General features: G+C 59.7%; 15 protein-coding genes and 1 tRNA gene. 10 read left to right on the forward strand and 6 right to left on the reverse strand.

Annotated elements, in window-relative coordinates; translation table 11 throughout:
* Nucleotides 1–92: 92 nt before the first annotated feature.
* Nucleotides 93–2,351 (reverse strand): hybrid sensor histidine kinase/response regulator, encoded by a 2,259-nt coding sequence (locus R1T40_RS15885; RefSeq protein ID WP_317384808.1) that lies wholly within the window; start codon nucleotides 2,349–2,351, stop codon nucleotides 93–95.
* A gap of 425 nt (nucleotides 2,352–2,776) precedes the next feature.
* Between R1T40_RS15885 and R1T40_RS15890 the strand changes: the two genes are divergently transcribed.
* The 6 genes from R1T40_RS15890 to R1T40_RS15915 all read left to right on the forward strand — a co-directional run bounded on the left by R1T40_RS15890 (nucleotide 2,777) and on the right by R1T40_RS15915 (nucleotide 6,297).
* A tRNA-Thr gene (locus R1T40_RS15890) sits at nucleotides 2,777–2,852 on the forward strand.
* 149 nt (nucleotides 2,853–3,001) lie between these two features.
* The gene (locus R1T40_RS15895) at nucleotides 3,002–3,967 is read left to right on the forward strand and encodes a tyrosine-type recombinase/integrase (protein WP_317384809.1); all 966 of its coding nucleotides are present in this window, start codon (nucleotides 3,002–3,004) and stop codon (nucleotides 3,965–3,967) included.
* A 523-nt stretch (nucleotides 3,968–4,490) separates the two neighbouring features.
* Nucleotides 4,491–4,826, forward strand: coding sequence for a hypothetical protein (locus R1T40_RS15900; RefSeq protein ID WP_317384810.1), 336 nt, complete (start codon nucleotides 4,491–4,493; stop codon nucleotides 4,824–4,826).
* Nucleotides 4,823–5,230, forward strand: coding sequence for a DUF4376 domain-containing protein (locus R1T40_RS15905; RefSeq protein WP_317384811.1), 408 nt, complete (start codon nucleotides 4,823–4,825; stop codon nucleotides 5,228–5,230). Before R1T40_RS15900 ends, R1T40_RS15905 begins: the two co-directional genes overlap by 4 nt.
* 9 nt (nucleotides 5,231–5,239) lie before the next feature.
* A complete protein-coding gene (locus tag R1T40_RS15910; protein ID WP_106163722.1) occupies nucleotides 5,240–5,566 on the forward strand; it encodes a hypothetical protein in 327 nt (108 codons plus the stop codon).
* 62 nt (nucleotides 5,567–5,628) lie between these two features.
* Entirely contained in the window at nucleotides 5,629–6,297 is a 669-nt protein-coding gene (locus tag R1T40_RS15915) for a lysozyme (RefSeq protein WP_317384812.1), read from the forward strand.
* 158 nt (nucleotides 6,298–6,455) lie between these two features.
* On the opposite strand, the gene R1T40_RS15920 is transcribed toward R1T40_RS15915, so the two are convergent.
* From R1T40_RS15920 to R1T40_RS15935, 4 genes are all read right to left on the reverse strand, one after another.
* Nucleotides 6,456–7,406, reverse strand: coding sequence for a GlxA family transcriptional regulator (locus R1T40_RS15920; protein ID WP_106162508.1), 951 nt, complete (start codon nucleotides 7,404–7,406; stop codon nucleotides 6,456–6,458).
* 68 nt (nucleotides 7,407–7,474) lie between these two features.
* Nucleotides 7,475–8,464, reverse strand: coding sequence for a glycine betaine/L-proline ABC transporter substrate-binding protein ProX (proX, locus tag R1T40_RS15925; RefSeq protein WP_317384813.1), 990 nt, complete (start codon nucleotides 8,462–8,464; stop codon nucleotides 7,475–7,477).
* A gap of 24 nt (nucleotides 8,465–8,488) precedes the next feature.
* On the reverse strand, nucleotides 8,489–9,463 hold the full coding sequence (locus R1T40_RS15930; RefSeq protein ID WP_317384814.1) for an ABC transporter permease: 975 nt from the start codon (nucleotides 9,461–9,463) through the stop codon (nucleotides 8,489–8,491).
* A gap of 15 nt (nucleotides 9,464–9,478) precedes the next feature.
* The gene (locus R1T40_RS15935) at nucleotides 9,479–10,576 is read right to left on the reverse strand and encodes a quaternary amine ABC transporter ATP-binding protein (RefSeq protein WP_317384815.1); all 1,098 of its coding nucleotides are present in this window, start codon (nucleotides 10,574–10,576) and stop codon (nucleotides 9,479–9,481) included.
* A gap of 157 nt (nucleotides 10,577–10,733) precedes the next feature.
* On the opposite strand from R1T40_RS15935, the gene R1T40_RS15940 reads away from it, so the two are divergent.
* The 4 genes from R1T40_RS15940 to R1T40_RS15955 are packed head-to-tail and all read left to right on the forward strand — an operon-like array spanning nucleotide 10,734 to nucleotide 15,212.
* Nucleotides 10,734–11,444 (forward strand): GntR family transcriptional regulator, encoded by a 711-nt coding sequence (locus R1T40_RS15940; RefSeq protein ID WP_317384816.1) that lies wholly within the window; start codon nucleotides 10,734–10,736, stop codon nucleotides 11,442–11,444.
* Nucleotides 11,445–11,453: 9 nt separating this feature from the next.
* Nucleotides 11,454–12,371: a dihydrodipicolinate synthase family protein gene (locus R1T40_RS15945; protein ID WP_317384817.1), complete on the forward strand. Its 918-nt coding sequence runs from the start codon at nucleotides 11,454–11,456 to the stop codon at nucleotides 12,369–12,371.
* Between the two features lie 4 nt (nucleotides 12,372–12,375).
* A complete protein-coding gene (locus R1T40_RS15950; RefSeq protein ID WP_317384818.1) occupies nucleotides 12,376–13,875 on the forward strand; it encodes an aldehyde dehydrogenase in 1,500 nt (499 codons plus the stop codon).
* Nucleotides 13,872–15,212, forward strand: coding sequence for an NAD(P)/FAD-dependent oxidoreductase (locus tag R1T40_RS15955; protein WP_317384819.1), 1,341 nt, complete (start codon nucleotides 13,872–13,874; stop codon nucleotides 15,210–15,212). Before R1T40_RS15950 ends, R1T40_RS15955 begins: the two co-directional genes overlap by 4 nt.
* A 120-nt stretch (nucleotides 15,213–15,332) precedes the next feature.
* Here R1T40_RS15955 and R1T40_RS15960 read toward each other — a convergent pair whose 3' ends face one another.
* On the reverse strand, nucleotides 15,333–16,889 hold the full coding sequence (locus R1T40_RS15960) for a trimethylamine methyltransferase family protein (protein ID WP_317384820.1): 1,557 nt from the start codon (nucleotides 16,887–16,889) through the stop codon (nucleotides 15,333–15,335).
* Between the last annotated feature and the right edge of the window lie 10 nt (nucleotides 16,890–16,899).

A 16,899-nucleotide genomic window follows, 5' to 3' on the forward strand; every position in this document is an offset into this window, starting at 1 on the left:
CGTGCACAGAGAGTGGTATGGAGCCTGTTCTTGGCGGTCTTGTTTGCGCAATAGGTCCTGCCCAATGCCGTCTGCCCGCCGGGTTATGTCGGTCACCGCGGCAACGCCGCCTTGTCTTCGGCGCACTGCGCGACCTTGCGGCGAACGGTTTGGATCATCTTAAGAAATGGCTCTTTGGACACCGGCTTTGCCAATACCTCATCCATGCCCGCCGACAGGTAGTGAGCCGATTGCTCCGGCATCGTATTCGCAGTCACAGCCACAATAAACCCGGGCTCGCGCGCGCCTGCCTGCTCCAGAGAGCGGATCCGTCGAGTGGTCTCGACCCCATCCATTCCAGGCATTTGAATATCCATCAAGATGATATCGAACGCCAGATCGCGCGCCAGTTCGATTGCTTCTGCTCCACTTGAGACGGATTGAACCCGGTAGGATGATGAAGACAGGAACTTTTCCAAAATGAACCTGTTTGTCTTGTTGTCGTCGACCACCAGAACATCCATCACGGGCATAACGGGCAATACATCTGAGAACGCGTCAGGGCGGTTTTCGAGATCCAAGATATCATCTGCCGGGATCAAGGGCAGTCTGATTTCGAATACCGCACCCTTTGGAGCGGAAGGTGCCAGTCGCAATTCCCCCCCCATCAGATGACAAAGCTCTCGGGAGATTGAAAGCCCCAGGCCAGTGCCACCGAATTTTCGCGTATCACTGCTATCGGCCTGACGAAACGGCTGGAAGATCGCATCACGAGCCTCGTCGGGCACCCCAGGCCCGGTATCGCTGACACGCACCAATAGGGTCATGCCATCGTCAATGGCTCTGGCGCTTATCAAAACCTGTCCGACTTCGGTAAACTTGACGGCGTTTGAAACGAGGTTGTGCAGTACTTGTCGAAACCGGTGAACATCCCCGTTGATAACCTTGGGCAAGCTGTCCTCGATGTCGACGCTCAACGTCAATCCCTTCTCGCCCGCCGTTGCCGCAAACAGGGAGCCTGCGCCCTTGACGATGTCTCGCAGAACGAAGGGGCTGTTTTCCAGCACCATCTGCTCTGCTTCGATTTTGGACAGATCAAGCACATCCCCGATCGTTGTGAGCAGAACTTGCCCGGAGCCTTCGATGACCTTCAGGTATTCCTGCTGCTCGCTATCCAACACAGTATCGCTCAATACCGATACCATCCCCAGCACGCCATTCAGTGGCGTGCGTATTTCATGGCTGACATTGGCGAGGAAATTGGTCTTTGCGCGGTTTGCTGCCTCCGCATGTGCCAGCGCTTCACGAAGCGCCTCAGCGGAACGTTCTCTCTCGGTGATGTCGACAAGAGAAACCAGCCAACCCAGTAACGGCGTCTTGGTCTGGATCGGACTCTCGATCAAAGCCGTGCGTAAATCGAAGACACGCCCGCCGAACCTGATCGGCTTGAGGCATTGGATTTCACCCGTCTTGCAGAGGTCGCTCAACATTGGTCCAACTTGGTCTAGCTGGTCGAGGGTCATCCCCTGATGCAAAATTGGCTCCCTGAACACATTCCTTGCCGCAGGGTTTGCGTCCGCAAGCCGTCCATCCGCGTCCATCAGGAGCACTGGGTCGCGGGTGGCATAGAACATAAGGGTCCGCCCCTGAGATGCGGTGTCCATCATGGAATTGTTCACGAGAAGCCAGCTCAGCGCTATGAGCGAAACTGCAAATGTGAAGGGAGTCGGATCGAAGCCGAAAACGGTTAAATCCCACGCAATATAGGACAGGTTTGCCGCCATCGGCGCCGCGGTGATAATGATCAATGCCGCCAAAAATGGGCGGATCACATTCTTTGCTCTCAGAAAAGCAAACGCGAGCACCCCTAAGGCAATCACGAGAAATACATAGAGACCCGCGGCAACAACAAAAAACAAAGGCCCATGATCAAATTCGACATAGGTGTATGCCCCCTCGGTCACAAGCCGAGTATCCACACCATAGAGTAGATGTGTCTGTGCGTTCGTGAGAGCAATCGCGCTGACCAAAATGGGCGGCGACATATAGGCAAAAATCCGGAGCGTTCGCCTTCTTGCGCGTGTGTTTGAGGTGTAATCGCAGACAAAGAATGTCCATGCGACCGGCAGCACGACGATCCCCGGCCAAGCCGCCAGAGACCATCCAATTTTGCAGGTTTCGCTCGGTGAGGCCAAGTCTAAAACAACGGTAAAAAGCCACCACAACATCGCGGTCAAGGTCAAAACAAAGGCCAGTTGCCCTGCGAATGAGTTGTTTCGTGTGATTCGAAACAGCACAACAGAACACACCACCCATAAGGCGGCTGCAGAGCCAGAGGCCAGATTCATTTCCAAGTTTAAAAGGCAGGTCATAATCTACCTTGCCAAATCAAGTCTACAGAATGTAACGCGCGATACTTGGGTCACATTGGAGCTTTTTGGGTTAAAATGCGAGTGCTGCGTAACCGTCACAAAAAACAAACGAACGTGCGCAGAATGTGAGAGAATTGCTACCGTTCGGTTAACTGGACCCGATTCCTAGAATTCAAAATCTCTTCATATTCTCGCCAGGGCGCCTATCAGACTCTTTCTGACCTGACCGCGTCTAAGGCCTATTTGCAACGAACGCTCGACGCCGTTTCATTTTGATGGGCCATTCATGAAACGCATGCAGCGCAACGGACGAGGTTCACACCGAACAGATTGGATTGATCGACGGCCTACGACGAATTCTTGGCAGAGTTCTGTGAATCTGGCTTGAAGGGTGCGCCCGATGCGTTTAAACGGGCTGGCGCTTCGCCTCAATAGCTCAGCTGGTAGAGCAGGTCCTTCGTAAGGACAAGGTCGGGGGTTCGAGTCCCTCTTGAGGCACCACCCACTCCTTTGCAGGTGGTCAAGATCACCCAAATATCCGCAAAATATCGGTTATTCTCGAGGCGATGCGGCAGCCGCTCGCCTATGAAGCGTAAAAATGCGCATGTTGTTACGCATATTTTCCGCATTTAGAGCGTGGTGCGTAATTCATGGCGACCTTTCGTAAAACCAAGACAGGATGGCGAGCCGAGGTAGCCAGGGCTGGCGTGCGCGCCAGCAAGGTTTTCCCATCAAAAAGGGAAACGCAAGATTGGGCCAGCCGCAAGGAATATGAGATCCTGAACGGGTCGAAGATCTCCGCCAAGATGAAGCTGCGCGAGCTCGTTGAGCAGTACGCCAGTGAGGTGAGCTCGAAGAAGCGCGGGTATAAGTGGGAAGCGCTCCGCTTGAATCGTTGGGGCCAATCTGATCTTGGCGAAAAGAGCCTATCCGAACTCTCGCCTGCAGATTTCGCCGCATGGCGCGACGCCCGGTTGCAAAAGGTAGCGCCCTCGACAGTGCGAAGAGAGATGACTCTCATGGGGTCTGTGTTCTCCGTGGCTCGGCGGGAGTGGGGATTGATAGGAGATTCGCCTCTGACCGATGTGCGCAAGCCGCAAGAAGCAGCTGCCCGGGACCGCCTACCTACGAGCACAGAGTTGGAGCGGCTTGAGCTTTCCGCAGGAAATGACCTCAATAACGCGACGGCGCGCGCGTTTCATGCATTCTTGTTTGCAGGAGAAACTGCGATGCGGGCCGGAGAAATCGTCGGCATGAAGTGGGAGCATATCGACCTTGAGCGCCGGGTTGTGGAGTTGCCTATGACCAAGAACGGGACCTCACGCCAGGTTCCGCTTTCACGCCGCGCCGTAGAGATGCTTGAGAGGCTACCAGAATCTGATCCGGTGTTCGCACTAGACTCGCGGCAACTAGACGTCTTGTGGCGCAAGGTGAGGGATCGAGCCGCAGTTGAGGGTCTAACTTTTCACGACTCGCGACATTGGGCAATCACGATGCTCGCCAAGAAACTTGATGTGATGGATCTGGCTCGGATGGTTGAACATCGAAACGTAAATCAGCTTCTGACGTACTACAACGAGAGCGCCGAAGACCTTGCGAAGCGGCTTGATCAATGATCGATGGTTATTTTATCGATCATTGATCATGAAAAAGTAACGGTTGTCCGAAATCACCGAGTACCGGATTCGGAGCGGAACGTTTTTTGTCTGGCTGAAGACCGAAATCTTTTACGCGAAAAGACAGCTGGTCTTTCGCATACACCCGCTTCATAGGCACGGTCTCGCATTCCGGCGGCACGCCCACCGGTGCGGTGGTCGAGCGCGGCAGCAATGCCAACGGTGAATACGTGCGCTTTGCGGATGGCACTCAGATCTGCACCGCGAAAGCTACGGCATCTGAGGTAAACTTGACGCGAGCAAGTCTTTTTCAAAGTGGGGTTGGGTTTCAGACGTTTCCTGCTCAGTTCGTTGCGTCTCCTGTTTGCTCTGGTGCTTGTTCCAACACTTCGACTTGTTGGGCAAATGTTCGGGCAACTAGCACATCCCAGTGGGCCTTTGTGCTTACCTCTTTCGAGACGCGGGGTGCGGAGGTGGTCGAGCTGATGGCAATTGGCCGCTGGTTCTAAGGGAGCATCACATCATGCAAATCTCATTCACTCCGACGCGCTGCGACACGGCGCTGACCGCAACCCGTCAGGGCGACATGCTGACCCTCAACGGCGAAGCCTTCGACTTTACCGCATTGGCTGAGGGCGACGTGCTGCCCCGCGAGGCGGTGGCCTGCGACTGGCTGGCCTCGGAGATCACCCGCGAAGGCGGCGCGCTCCACCTGACCCTGATCCTGCCGCATGGTGCGGACGCGCCAGAGGAAACCCGCTTTCCGCAGCCAGTGACCCTGACCGGCGACGGGCCGGTGCCCCTGCCGCCCTATGAGGTGGTGCAGACCCCAACGGATGAACCCGAAGGTGAAGCATGAGCAATATCGACTATTCCAAAGTGGTCACCGCTAACGCGCGCATCGAGCAGGACCGGGCCAAGGCACTGGCAAAGCTCGCCGACATTCGCTGGCAGTGTTCCGTGGCAGGCGTGGTCCTGCCGGGTGGCTTGCAAGTGCCGGGCGATGAGGCGACGCGGCTGGCGCTCTCCGGCGCGGTCAGCGCCCTGCAGCAGGGCATGATCAGCGCGCCGCTGGCGTGGAAAACACCCACCGGCTTTGTCGAGCTGACCAAGCCGCAGGTCGAGGCGGCGGCGCAGGCGGTGGTGCAGCATATTCAGGCCTGCTTTGTCGCCGAGGCCAGTGTGGCCGCGCAGATCGAGGCAGCGGGTGATCCGGCGGGCTTTGACGTGGCTGCGGCCTTTGGCGCGGCGCTGGCAATCTGAGGACAGGATATGACCATGATCGAAAACAGCGACCGCGGCATCACGTTGAACAAGTCGCTTGCCTGGACCGTCGCCTGTGGGCTGGTGGGCGCGGGGCTCTGGGTTGGCTTGCAGGTCGCAACGCTGCGCGGAGAAACCGAGAGCCTCGCCCAAACCATCAACGGGCTGCGGGTTGATCTGACGGCCTCAGAGGCGCGGCAGACTGCGTTGACCGGGCGTGTGCGCGCCAATGAAACAAGCCTCGCCCGTCAGGATGAGCGCCTGTCTCTGATCCTCTCGACGCTGAACAAGATCGACAACCGGCTGGAGCGCATGGAGCGCCTGCCGATCCGCTAACCCCCGCGAATTTATCAACTCAACCAGCCCGCTAGCGGGCTCTTTTGCCATGGAGACATCCCATGAAACTCATCACTGATTGGAAATCCACCCTCGCCGGTGCCTGGTCTATCCGCCTGCTGCTCCTGGCAGCGGTGATCTCGGTGCTGCCGGTGTTCATCGCCCTGGTCAGCCCGGATCTGCTTGGGCTGGATCCGCTGATCTTTGCCGCCATCGCTGCCGGCGTGAATCTGATCGCCATCCCGGCGCGGGTTCTGGTGCAGCCAACCTCCGGCCTGTGGGCGGCCTTCCGGCGCGATGAAAGCGGGGCCGTGCACAAGAAGACTGTCGGCGTGCTAGCTGCCGGCGGTGTCGCGCTCGCCTCGGCCGTCACCTTCATCGGAGATTGGGAAGGCCTCAGGACAACTGCCTACCGCGATATCGTCGGCGTCTGGACCGTCTGCTATGGCGAGACCAAGGGCGTGCACCCCCGTGATCGCTACAGTGAGGCCGAATGCGACGCGATGCTGGCGCGCGAGATCATCGCCGACGAGGCGGCGCTGGATCGCTGTCTGCAGCCAGAGGTGCCGGTGGGCATGAAGATCGCGCTGGTGTCCTGGACCTACAATGTCGGGCCTGGCGCGGCCTGCCGATCCACTCTGGTACGCAAGACGAACGCTGGCGATCTCGCCGGAGCCTGCAATGAGCTGCCGCGTTGGAACCGGGCAGGTGAGCGCTTCATTGTAGGCTGACCGGTTTCTGGTCTTGTAGGTTGGGGGCCGGATTCGCTCATGGAACCCAGCTAACACACAGGGTTCACGAGATGAATATCTCACGAGATTTGTGCAACAGAGCCCCCGTAAACTCGATTTACGAGCCGTCCTGAAAAATGTGGCAGGTCAGGACCATCTCAATTCATTCGGTCGCGTTGCAGCATGGGAGTCACGCCAAAAGTTGCCCGATAGACGCGGGAGAAATGGCCGGGACTTTCAAAACCGCAAGCCATAGCGACCTCCGTGATTGATGCTTCGCTTTGTAATAGCAGATGACGTGCCCGTTCCAGACGCATCTCCATGAAGTATTTCTTGGGCGAGGAGTTGAGGTATTTACCGAACAATCGCTCAAGCTGACGCGTGGAAATGCCCAAATCGCGAGCAATCACAGCAGGCGAAATCGGTGTCTCTAGATTGTCGTGCATGACTTGAATTGCTTTGGCGAGATGAGTGTTCCGCATACCGTTCCTGGACTGCAGTGACACGCGTTGCGCCGCCGTGGCATTGCGCACCGCATTATAGACCATCTGATCGGCCACTGCGACGGAGAGGTCATAACCATGGTCGCGTTCAATGAGATGAAGCATCAGGTCGGCAGTGGCGGTGCCGCCAGAGGCGGTCACATGTTTCTCGTCCGCAACAAAGACATTTCGGACCAAATTCACCTCCGGAAAGGTTTCCATGAAACTGTCGTGGAACTCCCAGTGGATCGCGGCCTGCATGCCTTCCAGAAACCCGGCACTTGCAAGGATATAGGCCCCGGAACACAACGCCCCTATGGGGGTGCCGACGGCGCGTTCACGCCGCAAGGCTGAAACAAGCCGAGTGGTGTCCTTTTCTTTCATATGGATGCCAGACAGAACAAACAGCCGATCGCACTCCGGAAGGGAAGAGAAATCGTGATGCACCATCGTCACGGAATCGTTTGATGCCCGCGCAGTCTCACCATTCTCGGAAGCGAAGGACCAGCGGTAGAGCGGTCTGCGGGCGATCAGGTTTGCAATACGCAAGGGGTCCACAGCGCAAGACAGCGCCATATGTGTGAAGTCCTCGACGAGGGCAAAGACGAAATGTTGGGTTTCTGCCATGGCAGGCTCCAAAGCGGCATGTGCCGCGCCACCCGAGAGGATCGCGCGGCGACACTGGGGCTGAAGTACTATTGCGCGGCGGCGCGGGCTGCGTCCAACCAACCGTCATAGTCGGTCTGATGTGCTGCGATCCACTCGTCCACATGGCGGTCGATGTCGTCAGAGCTGTCCTCGCCATCTGCCATCAGCTTGTTCTGGGCGGAGATGTCATTCACATCGAGGCGCGCAACTTCAAACAACTTCGCCGCCGCGGGGTTCTCGGCCACGAAATCATCGGTGGTCAGCACATACATGCTGTCGACCGCAAATCCGAGGTTCTTGCCGTTAAAGGTGGTGTTCACCTCGACCCCGTCAGGCAGGGAGGTATGGGGGACTTCTAGCCACTCAACATCTTCGCCGGGAACCAATGCGCCGGACACCCAGTAGGGGGTCCAAGTGTAGTACAGGATCGCGTCGCCATTACCGTGACGTGCCATCGAGTCTGCGATGATCGCATTGTACGCGCCCTGGTTGTGAGACACAGTATCCAGCAGACCATATTCGCTCAGTTGATGCTCGATAATGCGCTCACAGCCCCAGCCTGGGACACACCCTGCTAGGTCCGCCTTCCCATCGCCGTCGGCGTCAAACCTTGCGGCCACCTCTGCATCCGCAAGATCGCCGAGATTGGTGACACCCGCATCATAGCTGGCCTTGTCCACCAGATAGCCCTGCAACATGCCCTCGACGAAGGGGCCGACCTTTTCCAGCACGTCATCGCCGCCGGACTCGTTGAAGAACGCCTGATGGAGATTGCCCCAGTGGATCGGATAGAAATCGCCATCACCGGTGCCGACCGCGAGGTGGGCGGTCTGGATCTCGGTTTCCAGCGGCTCTGCCACCTCGTAGCCGAGGTCCTCAAGAGCACGGAACAAGATGCGGGACTGGAAATACTCCTCTGCGATCAGGCCAATGACGGGGCGTACGGTGGTGCCTTCTCCTGGCATCTCCTGCGCCAGGGCGGCGGTGCCGAGGAATGTGCTGGCAGCCAAGGCTGCGGTGAGGGTCGTTCTGAACATGGTTTATAACTCCCTGTGTGTTGTTCAGTTTTCGGTTTTCAGATCGCCGGTGGCGTTCTGATTGGGTTTGGACAGCAGACGCAGAACCGCGCCGATGGGGCCGCCCTGCCACCAGTGGCGGTGGCCACGCTCGCGCCCCGACTGGCCCATGCCCTGGGTAATGCGGTCGAGCACGATGGCGAGGATCACGATGCCGAGCCCGCCGACGATGGCCTTGCCCGCATCCAGTCGGCCCATGGCGCGCAGCACCTCGTTGCCGAGGCCTTTGACGGCGATCATCGAGGCAATCACCACCATCGACAGCGACAGCATGATGGTCTGGTTCACACCGGCGAGGATGGTGGGCGTGGCAAGCGGCAATTCTACTTTGAACAGCACTTGCGCAGGGCTAGCGCCAAAGGCGCGGGCCGCCTCCACCACCGATGGGTTCACGCCACGAATGCCAAGCGAGGTCAGGCGAATTAGCGGTGGCAGTGAGAAAATGATGGTGACGATGACACCAGACACATTGCCGATCCCGATCAGCATCACCACCGGCACCAGATACACAAAGGCGGGGATCGTTTGCATGGTGTCGAGTATGGGGCGCATCACCGCCTCGAAGCGGTCGTTCTTGCCTGAAAAGATGCCCAGCGGCAGGCCGATCAGGAAACAAAGAATCACTGCCGAGACGACTATGGCAAGTGTCGTCATCGCCAGTTCCCAGGCGTTGGGGGCTAGGAACCCAAGAAATGTGAGGCTGGTCGCCACCAGAATGCCGACACGAGGCCCGGCCGCCTGCCAGGCGATCAGCGCCAGGATTAACAGCATCACCAGCGGAGGCACCGTGTTGAGCGCATTGTCGATGCCTACGATCATCTCGTTGAAAAAACGCTTGATCGGCTGGATCAGGTCGCGATTGGAAATCGCCCACTGCTTGATACCGTCAGTCTTGTCGGCGATGCCGAGGTCGACCGAGGAAAAGGGATCGAGGATGTTGAAAGCCGTCTCGTTTGCCATGGGTCTGCCCTTCCGTTACTGCGCCGCGCGGGCGATATCCTTGCCCGGGATTTCGCCCTTGATGCCGCGCAGGAGCGCGTTTTTGGTGACAATCCCGAGGGGTTTGCCGTCGACCTTCACCACCACCGGATGCTGGGTCGCGATGGACAGGTTGACGAGATCATCGAGCGGCTGGTCCGGATGCGCCTCCGGCCAGTCAGAGAGATCAATCGGCCCGCGGCGTTGCTCAAAGGCGGCGACCGGTTCCATGATCTTGCCCGCGGAGATCAGTTCGAGCTTGGAGATGCCGGCGACAAAATCGGCCACATAGTCGTCGGCAGGATTGGTCACGATGTCCTCTGGCGTGCCGACCTGAACCAGCTGGCCGTCCTTCATGATGGCGATGCGGTCGCCGATGCGGATCGCCTCGTCGAGGTCATGGGTGATGAAGAGCGTGGTCTTTTTCATATTCGCCGACAGAGACATGAACTTGTCCTGCAACTGGCGGCGGATCAGCGGATCAAGGGCGGAGAAGGGTTCGTCCATCAACAGGATCGAAGGATCGGCGGCGATGGCGCGCGCCAGGCCCACACGCTGCTGCATGCCGCCCGACAGCTCGTCGGGGTATTTCTGATCCCAGCCGTTGAGGTCCACCGCATCAATGGCGCGCAGAGCGGTTTCGCGACGGGCCCGGGCGTCATGGCCGCGCACTTCCTGGCTGAAAGAGACGTTTTCCAGCACCGTGCGATGCGGCATCAGCGCCATGTTCTGGAACACCATGCCGATTTTTTCGGCGCGCAGGCCCCGCAGATCACGAGCCGAGAGGGCGTTGACGTCCTGTCCTTCGATGAACAATTGCCCCGATGTGGGCTCGATCAGCCGGTTGATATGGCGAATCAAAGTCGATTTTCCGGAGCCCGAAAGCCCCATGATGCAGAAGATCTCGCCCCGGGCGACGGTGAAGCTGGCATCCTGAACCCCCACCACGCAGCCAAAGGCGTCGCGCACTTCGAGTTTCCCAAGCCCCTGTTCGCGCACAGCTTTCATGGCTTCATCGGCCCGCTTGCCAAAGATCTTCCATAGATTGCGGCAATCGATCACCGCGCTTTCCCCGCTTGGGTCCCTGTCTGTCATCACGTTTCTCCGTGTTCGCTATGGTCATAAACACAGCAGATTTTTTACTTGTACACAAATTGTATTTTGAATTAGGACAAAGGATAGGTTCTGATTGAACTCAGAGTCGCTTCGATGAATTCTGATGCGATACGAGACCTTCGGATGGAGAAGCCCGGTGAAAGACGCAGCCAAACAGCGCAAATCGACCCTCTATGACACCCTGAAGCAGCAGGTCCTGACCCTGGAGCTGCGGCCCGGGGCGGATCTGGATGAGAGCGACCTGTCGGAACGCTTCGGCCTGTCACGCACACCGCTGCGCGAGGTGCTGCGGCAATTGGCGGGCGAGGGTTACGTTGACCTGCGCGAGAACCGGGGGGCCCGGGTGACGGAGATGTCCTATACGACCTTGCGCGATTTCTTCCTGGCGGCACCGATGATCTATGGCGCTATCCTGCGGCTGGCGGCGCAGCATGCAAAATCGGCCCAGATCGCTGAGTTGAAGGCCACGCAAGAGGACTTCCGCGCCGCGCTGCGCAGCGGTTCAAGCGCCGAGCGGGCGCTGGCCAACAACCGCTTCCACGAGATCACCGGCGACATGGCGGCGAATGTCTACCTGTTGCCGTCGTTCAAGCGGTTACTGATCGACCATGCTCGCATCGGCATGACCTTCTATCGGCCGCAGACCAATGAAATGGCGGAAAACCTCACCGAGGCCGCCGACCAGCACGACGCCATCATCGCCGCCATCGAGGCTGGAGATGAAAGCGCCGCCGCCAAACTGGCCGAGGACCACTGGAACCTGTCGCGCGGCCAGATTGAATTGTTCGTCATGCCAACGGCGCTGGATGTGCCGATGGGGACGTTTAGCCGAAACACATCAGCCTAGAGGACTTCGATGACCCCCATCTTTCAGTTTCAAGGGATCTATACCCCTGTTGTCACGCCCTATACGGGCGCCGGCGACGTCATTTGGGACGCTTTGGCGGACCAGATCGAATTCCTCGTCGAACAGGGCGTGCATGGACTGGTTTCTGGGGGGTCGACCGGCGAAAACTATGCCCAGACGGTCGAAGAACGACTGGAGCTGGCGCGATTCACCAAGGAATGCCTAAACGGGCGGCTGCCGCTGGTGGTGGGCACCGGCGCGATGATGACACCGGATTCCATTGCGCTGGCCACGGGGGCCAAGGAGATCGGCGCTGACTCGATCCTGCTGGCAAGCCCGCCCTACTCGGTGCCGACGGACCGCGAAAATGCGCTGAATGCGTTGGCGATCGACAAGGCGGCGAACCTGCCGATCATGCTCTACAACTACCCCCACCGCACCGGCACCATGATGGGCGAAGAGTTCCTCGACCGCGTGGGCCGCAGCCGTAACTTCTGCGGCATCAAGGAAAGCTCTGGCGACATCAACCGGGTGCATCTCCTGGCGCGCGACTATCCGCATATTCAGCTGGGCTGCGGCATGGACGATCAGGCGCTGGAGTTCTTTGCCTGGGGCGCGCCGTTCTGGGTCTGCGGCGGGTCCAACTTCCTGCCGGCGGAACATGTGGCGCTCTATAATGCCTGCGTGATCGAAGGCAATTACACCAAAGGCCGGCGGATCATGTCGGCGATGATGCCCCTGATGCGGGTGCTGGAACAGGGTGGCAAGTTCATCCAGACGATCAAGCACGGGGTGACCCTCAATGGGATTGAGGCTGGCGCCATGCGGGCGCCGCTCACCGGGCTCAACAAGGACGACAAGCGCGCGCTGGAACAGGTTGTGCGCGTGCTGAAAACCACAATTGCCGACATCGTGGCCGAGGGTTAAGAACATGGATCTGCTGACACAAGACGAATACCGCGCCATTGCCGCGACCCTGAACCTGCCAACCGGTGCTTTTATCGACGGCTCCGCGCGCCCGGCGGCCTCGGGCAAGACCTTCACCACCGTGAACCCGGCCACTGGCGCGCCCCTTGCCGAGATCGCCGCCTGCGCGGCGGAGGATGTGAACTTTGCCGTCGAGAAGGCGCGCGAGGCCTTTGAGGATGGCCGCTGGTCGCGTCTGCATCCGTCCGAGCGCAAGGACGTGCTGATCCGGTTCTGCAAGCTTCTGACCCGTAACGCCCGTGAACTGGCGGTGATGGAGAGCCTCGACAGTGGCAAGACCATCTTTGACTGCGAAACGGTGGATGTGCCGGAAACCATCCATTGCCTGAAATGGCACGCCGAGGCGATCGACAAGATCTACGATCAGGTCGCGCCTGCCTCCGACGATCATATCGCCATGGTGGTGCGCGAACCGATTGGCGTGGTCGGGCTGGTGCTGCCCTGGAACTTCCCCCTGCTGATGCTGGCGTGGAAAATCGGCCCGGCGCTGGCAGCGGGGTGCTCGCTGGTGGTGAAACCAGCCAAGGAAACCACGCTGACCGCCCTGCGCGTCGCGGAACTGGCGCATGAGGCCGGCGTGCCGCGCGGCGTTTTCAACGTGGTCCCCGGCGGCGGCGCGGATGTGGGCGAGGTGATCGGCCGCCATATGGACATCGACATGGTGTCCTTCACTGGCTCCACCATGACCGGCAAGCGGTTCCTCAGCTATTCCGCCGAGAGCAACGCCAAGGAGGTGGTGCTGGAGATGGGCGGCAAGAACCCCGCCATTGTCATGGACGACGCCGAGAACCTCGACCGGGTGGCGCAACATCTGGTGCAGGGCGCGTTCTGGAACATGGGCGAGAATTGCTCGGCCTCGTCGCGGCTGATCGTGCATAAATCGGTCAAGGCAGACCTGTTGGACCGCATTGCCCACCACGCCAAGGCTTGGAACGTTGGCGATCCGCTGGACCCCGAAACCCGCATGGGCGCGCTGGTGTCCAAGGCGCATTTCGACAAGGTGTGCAGCTATCTGGAACAGGCCGATGACGTGGTGATCGGTGGCAAATCCCATGATGGCGCGTTTGTCGAGGCGACCGTGGTCAATGTTTCCGGCAATGACGCGGTGCTGGCGCAGGAAGAGATCTTTGGCCCGGTGCTGAGCGTGATCGAGGTTACGGGCTTTGACGAGGCCATCCGCATCGCCAATGACACCGAATACGGGCTCTGCGCGTCAATCTTCACCGCCAATGCCAAACGCGCCATTCGCGGTGCGCGCAGCCTGCGGGCCGGGACTGTGACGGTGAACAGCTTTGGCGAGGGGGACATTTCCACGCCCTTTGGTGGCTACAAGCAGTCGGGGTTTGGCGGGCGGGATAATTCCGTGCATGCGCATGACCAATATACCCAGCTGAAAACCATCTGGATCGACCTCGCCGACGACGCGGACGAGGCCGTGTCTTGACGGCCTATGCGGCCAAACGACTGCCGGTCCATGAGGGGCCGGCAGCCTGGAACAGCATCCTCGGCCCGCAAGCGGCCCCTCAGCCGCTGAACGAGGACAGCACGGCAGATTTTGTCGTTGTGGGTGCAGGATTTGCAGGGCTTTCCGCCGCGCGACGGCTGATGCATCTGCACCCCACTGCCCGTGTGGTGGTGCTGGAGGCGGGGCGGCTGTCTGAAGGGTCTGCCGGGCGCAACTCTGGCTTTATGATCGACCTGCCGCACGATCTGGCATCGGATGACTACGCAGGCGCTGGCGATGATCGCAAGATGATCGACCTTAACCGGCAGGCCATCGCCTTTGCCGGGGGCGCGGTGGATGAATATCAGATCAACCCAGACTATTTTGACCGCGCGGGCAAGGTAAATGGTGCGGCCAGCCCGGAGGCTGCGCGTCACAACGAGAGCTATGCGGCACATCTTGCGTCGCTCGGCGAGGCTAGCGAGATGCTGGATGCGCAGGCGATGCGGGAATTGACCGGCTCTGCGCACTACATCAGTGGGCTTTATACGGCGGGCACGGTGATGTTGCAGCCCGCAGGCTATATTCGCGGCTTGGCGGCGGGCTTACAGCGGGCAGGCGTGCGGGTTTGCGAAAACTCACCCGTAACCGGGTTTGTCCGCAATGGGTCCGACTGGGTGGTCAAGACCAAGGTCGCGCAAGTGACCACGCCGCGTGTGATCCTGACGGTGAATGGCCATCTGGAGAGTTTTGGCTTTGAGAAGGGACGGCTGATGCAGCTTTTCCTCTATGCGGTGATGACGCCGGAGCTGGACGCCGATGCGCTTGCGCGGCTGGGGGGAGAGTCACGCTGGGGCATCACGCCTTCGGACCCGATGGGAACCACCATGCGCCGGATCGACAGTGGGCAGGGCGGCAACCGCATCGTGACCCGCACTTGCGCCACCCTGTTGCCCAATACACGTCCCTCAGCGCGAGAGTTGACCCGTGCCGCGCGGGTGATGCAGCGCAAATTTGATCAGCGTTTTCCACAGCTTGCGGGTATGAAAATGCAGCATGCCTGGGCAGGGCACCTCTGCCTCAGTCTCAACGGTGTGAGCGTGACACGGCAGCTGGAGGAGGGCGTGTTTTCTGGCTGTGTGCAGAATGGGCTTGGCACGGCGCGCGGCACCCTCACCGGTATTTCAGCGGCGGAACTGGCGGCGGGCGAGAGCAGCGAAATCTCACGCCATTTCAGCACCGAGGCCCGCCCGAAACTGCTGCCACCGCAGCCATTCCAGCAGATCGGCGCAAATGCGGTGCTGCGCTGGAAGGAATGGCGCGCCCGCGCGGAATGACCTCCTCGCCTTGTTACCTCGCTCTGAGCGGTCGCACTGCGGCCGCTCTTTTGTGCTGAAAGCACGCAAAAAAGCCCGCCCCTCGCGTCAAGGGCGGGCAAGGTACTCCGGAGAGAGGAGTTAGTACGTCTGGTTCAGCTCGTCCGCCGCTGGGATCTCCCGCTCGCGGCGCGCGATATAAGCGAGGAGCTCCTCGTTCTTGGCCTCATCAAGTTTGGGTTCCTGATATTCCGACAACAGTTTCTTGGCGCGGGTGAGCGCCCGTTCGGTGATCTCAACACCACCCTCTGCCTGCCATTGCTCGATTGAGTTGTTGTCGAACATCTCCGGCATGAAGAAGGCGCTTTGGAAATTCTCCTGCGTGTGCGGATGGCCGAGATAGTGACCGCCGGGGCCGACATCCGGCACCGCTGCAACCGCCTGATCGAAATCATCCCAGCGCGGCCCCGACGCCATGCGGTGTCCCATGGCGCATTGCTCCGCATCGACGATGAATTTCGCCACAGAACAATGCATCCCCGCCTCGTTCCAGCCGGCAGAGTGCCAGATGTAGTTGGCGCCCGCATGCAGCACCGCCGAGAGGGTCGTGGCGCTCTCATACCCGGCTTGCGCGTCAAAGGTTTTGGCGCCGCCGAGCGTGTTCGAGGTCCGCCACGGCACCCCGTAGTAGCGTGCCATCTGGCCGATCATGAAGTTCATCAGCGAGATTTCCGGTGTGCCCGCCATCGGCGCGCCCGACTTCATGCTGACGGTCGACAGATAGTGACCATAGATCGCAGGCGCACCCTTGCGGATCACCTGCGTATAGGCCAACGCCGAAAGCGCTTCGGCATTGAGCTGCGCCACCGCCGCCGGAACCGAGGCGGGCGTATTGGCGCCGCCCAGCACGAAGGGCGAGCACAGCACCGGCTGCTTGCGCTTGCAGAAGGCCCGCATGGCGCCAAGCATGGTTTCATCCCACACCAATGGCGAATTGCCGTTGCAATTGCCGGTGGTGACCGCATGATCCTCCAGGAAGTCCTCGCCAAAGAGGATCGCGCACATCTCCATCACGTCTTCGGCGTTCTTCGGGCTGGTGGTCATGCCCATGAACATCTTGTCGGAGTGCTTCATCGACGAATAGGTGATCTGGAGGTGCCGCTGACTGATCGGGTGATCATAGGGCTCCACGATGTGGTGCGCCGAGGAATGCAACCCGGGCAGCATATGGCTGAGCTTGTGGAACATCGCCAGATCGTCGAGCGTCGGGTTGCGGCGCACATCTTCGAGGTCGCGCAAGAAGGGCGCGCCAGTCATGGGAACAAAGACCGAATGCTTGCCGCCAAGACGCAGGTTATTGGCCGGGTTGCGGGCGTGGTAGGTGAACTCTGTCGGGATTGAGGCGATCAACTCGCGCACAAGACCCCGGTCAAGGTAAACCATCTCGCCTTCGACCTTGGCACCGACCCGTTTCCAATCGGCCAACGCGATGTCGTCGCGAAACTGCACGCCAACGTTTTCGAGGATATCCATCGACGCCGCGTCGATCTTTTCAACCTGCGCCCCATCCATCACCTCGCACCATGGAATAGCGCGGGTCAGCCCCGGCAGCATGGTGAAATCGCTTGCGGTGCGCAGGCTGCGGCGGGCGGAACGGCCACCAGAGCGGCTACGGGAGCGGGGCAGGGTTTCGGTCATGTTGGCGTCT

This window comes from Tritonibacter scottomollicae (assembly GCF_032924845.1).
In the GTDB taxonomy this organism is placed as follows: Bacteria; Pseudomonadota; Alphaproteobacteria; order Rhodobacterales; family Rhodobacteraceae; genus Epibacterium; species Epibacterium scottomollicae.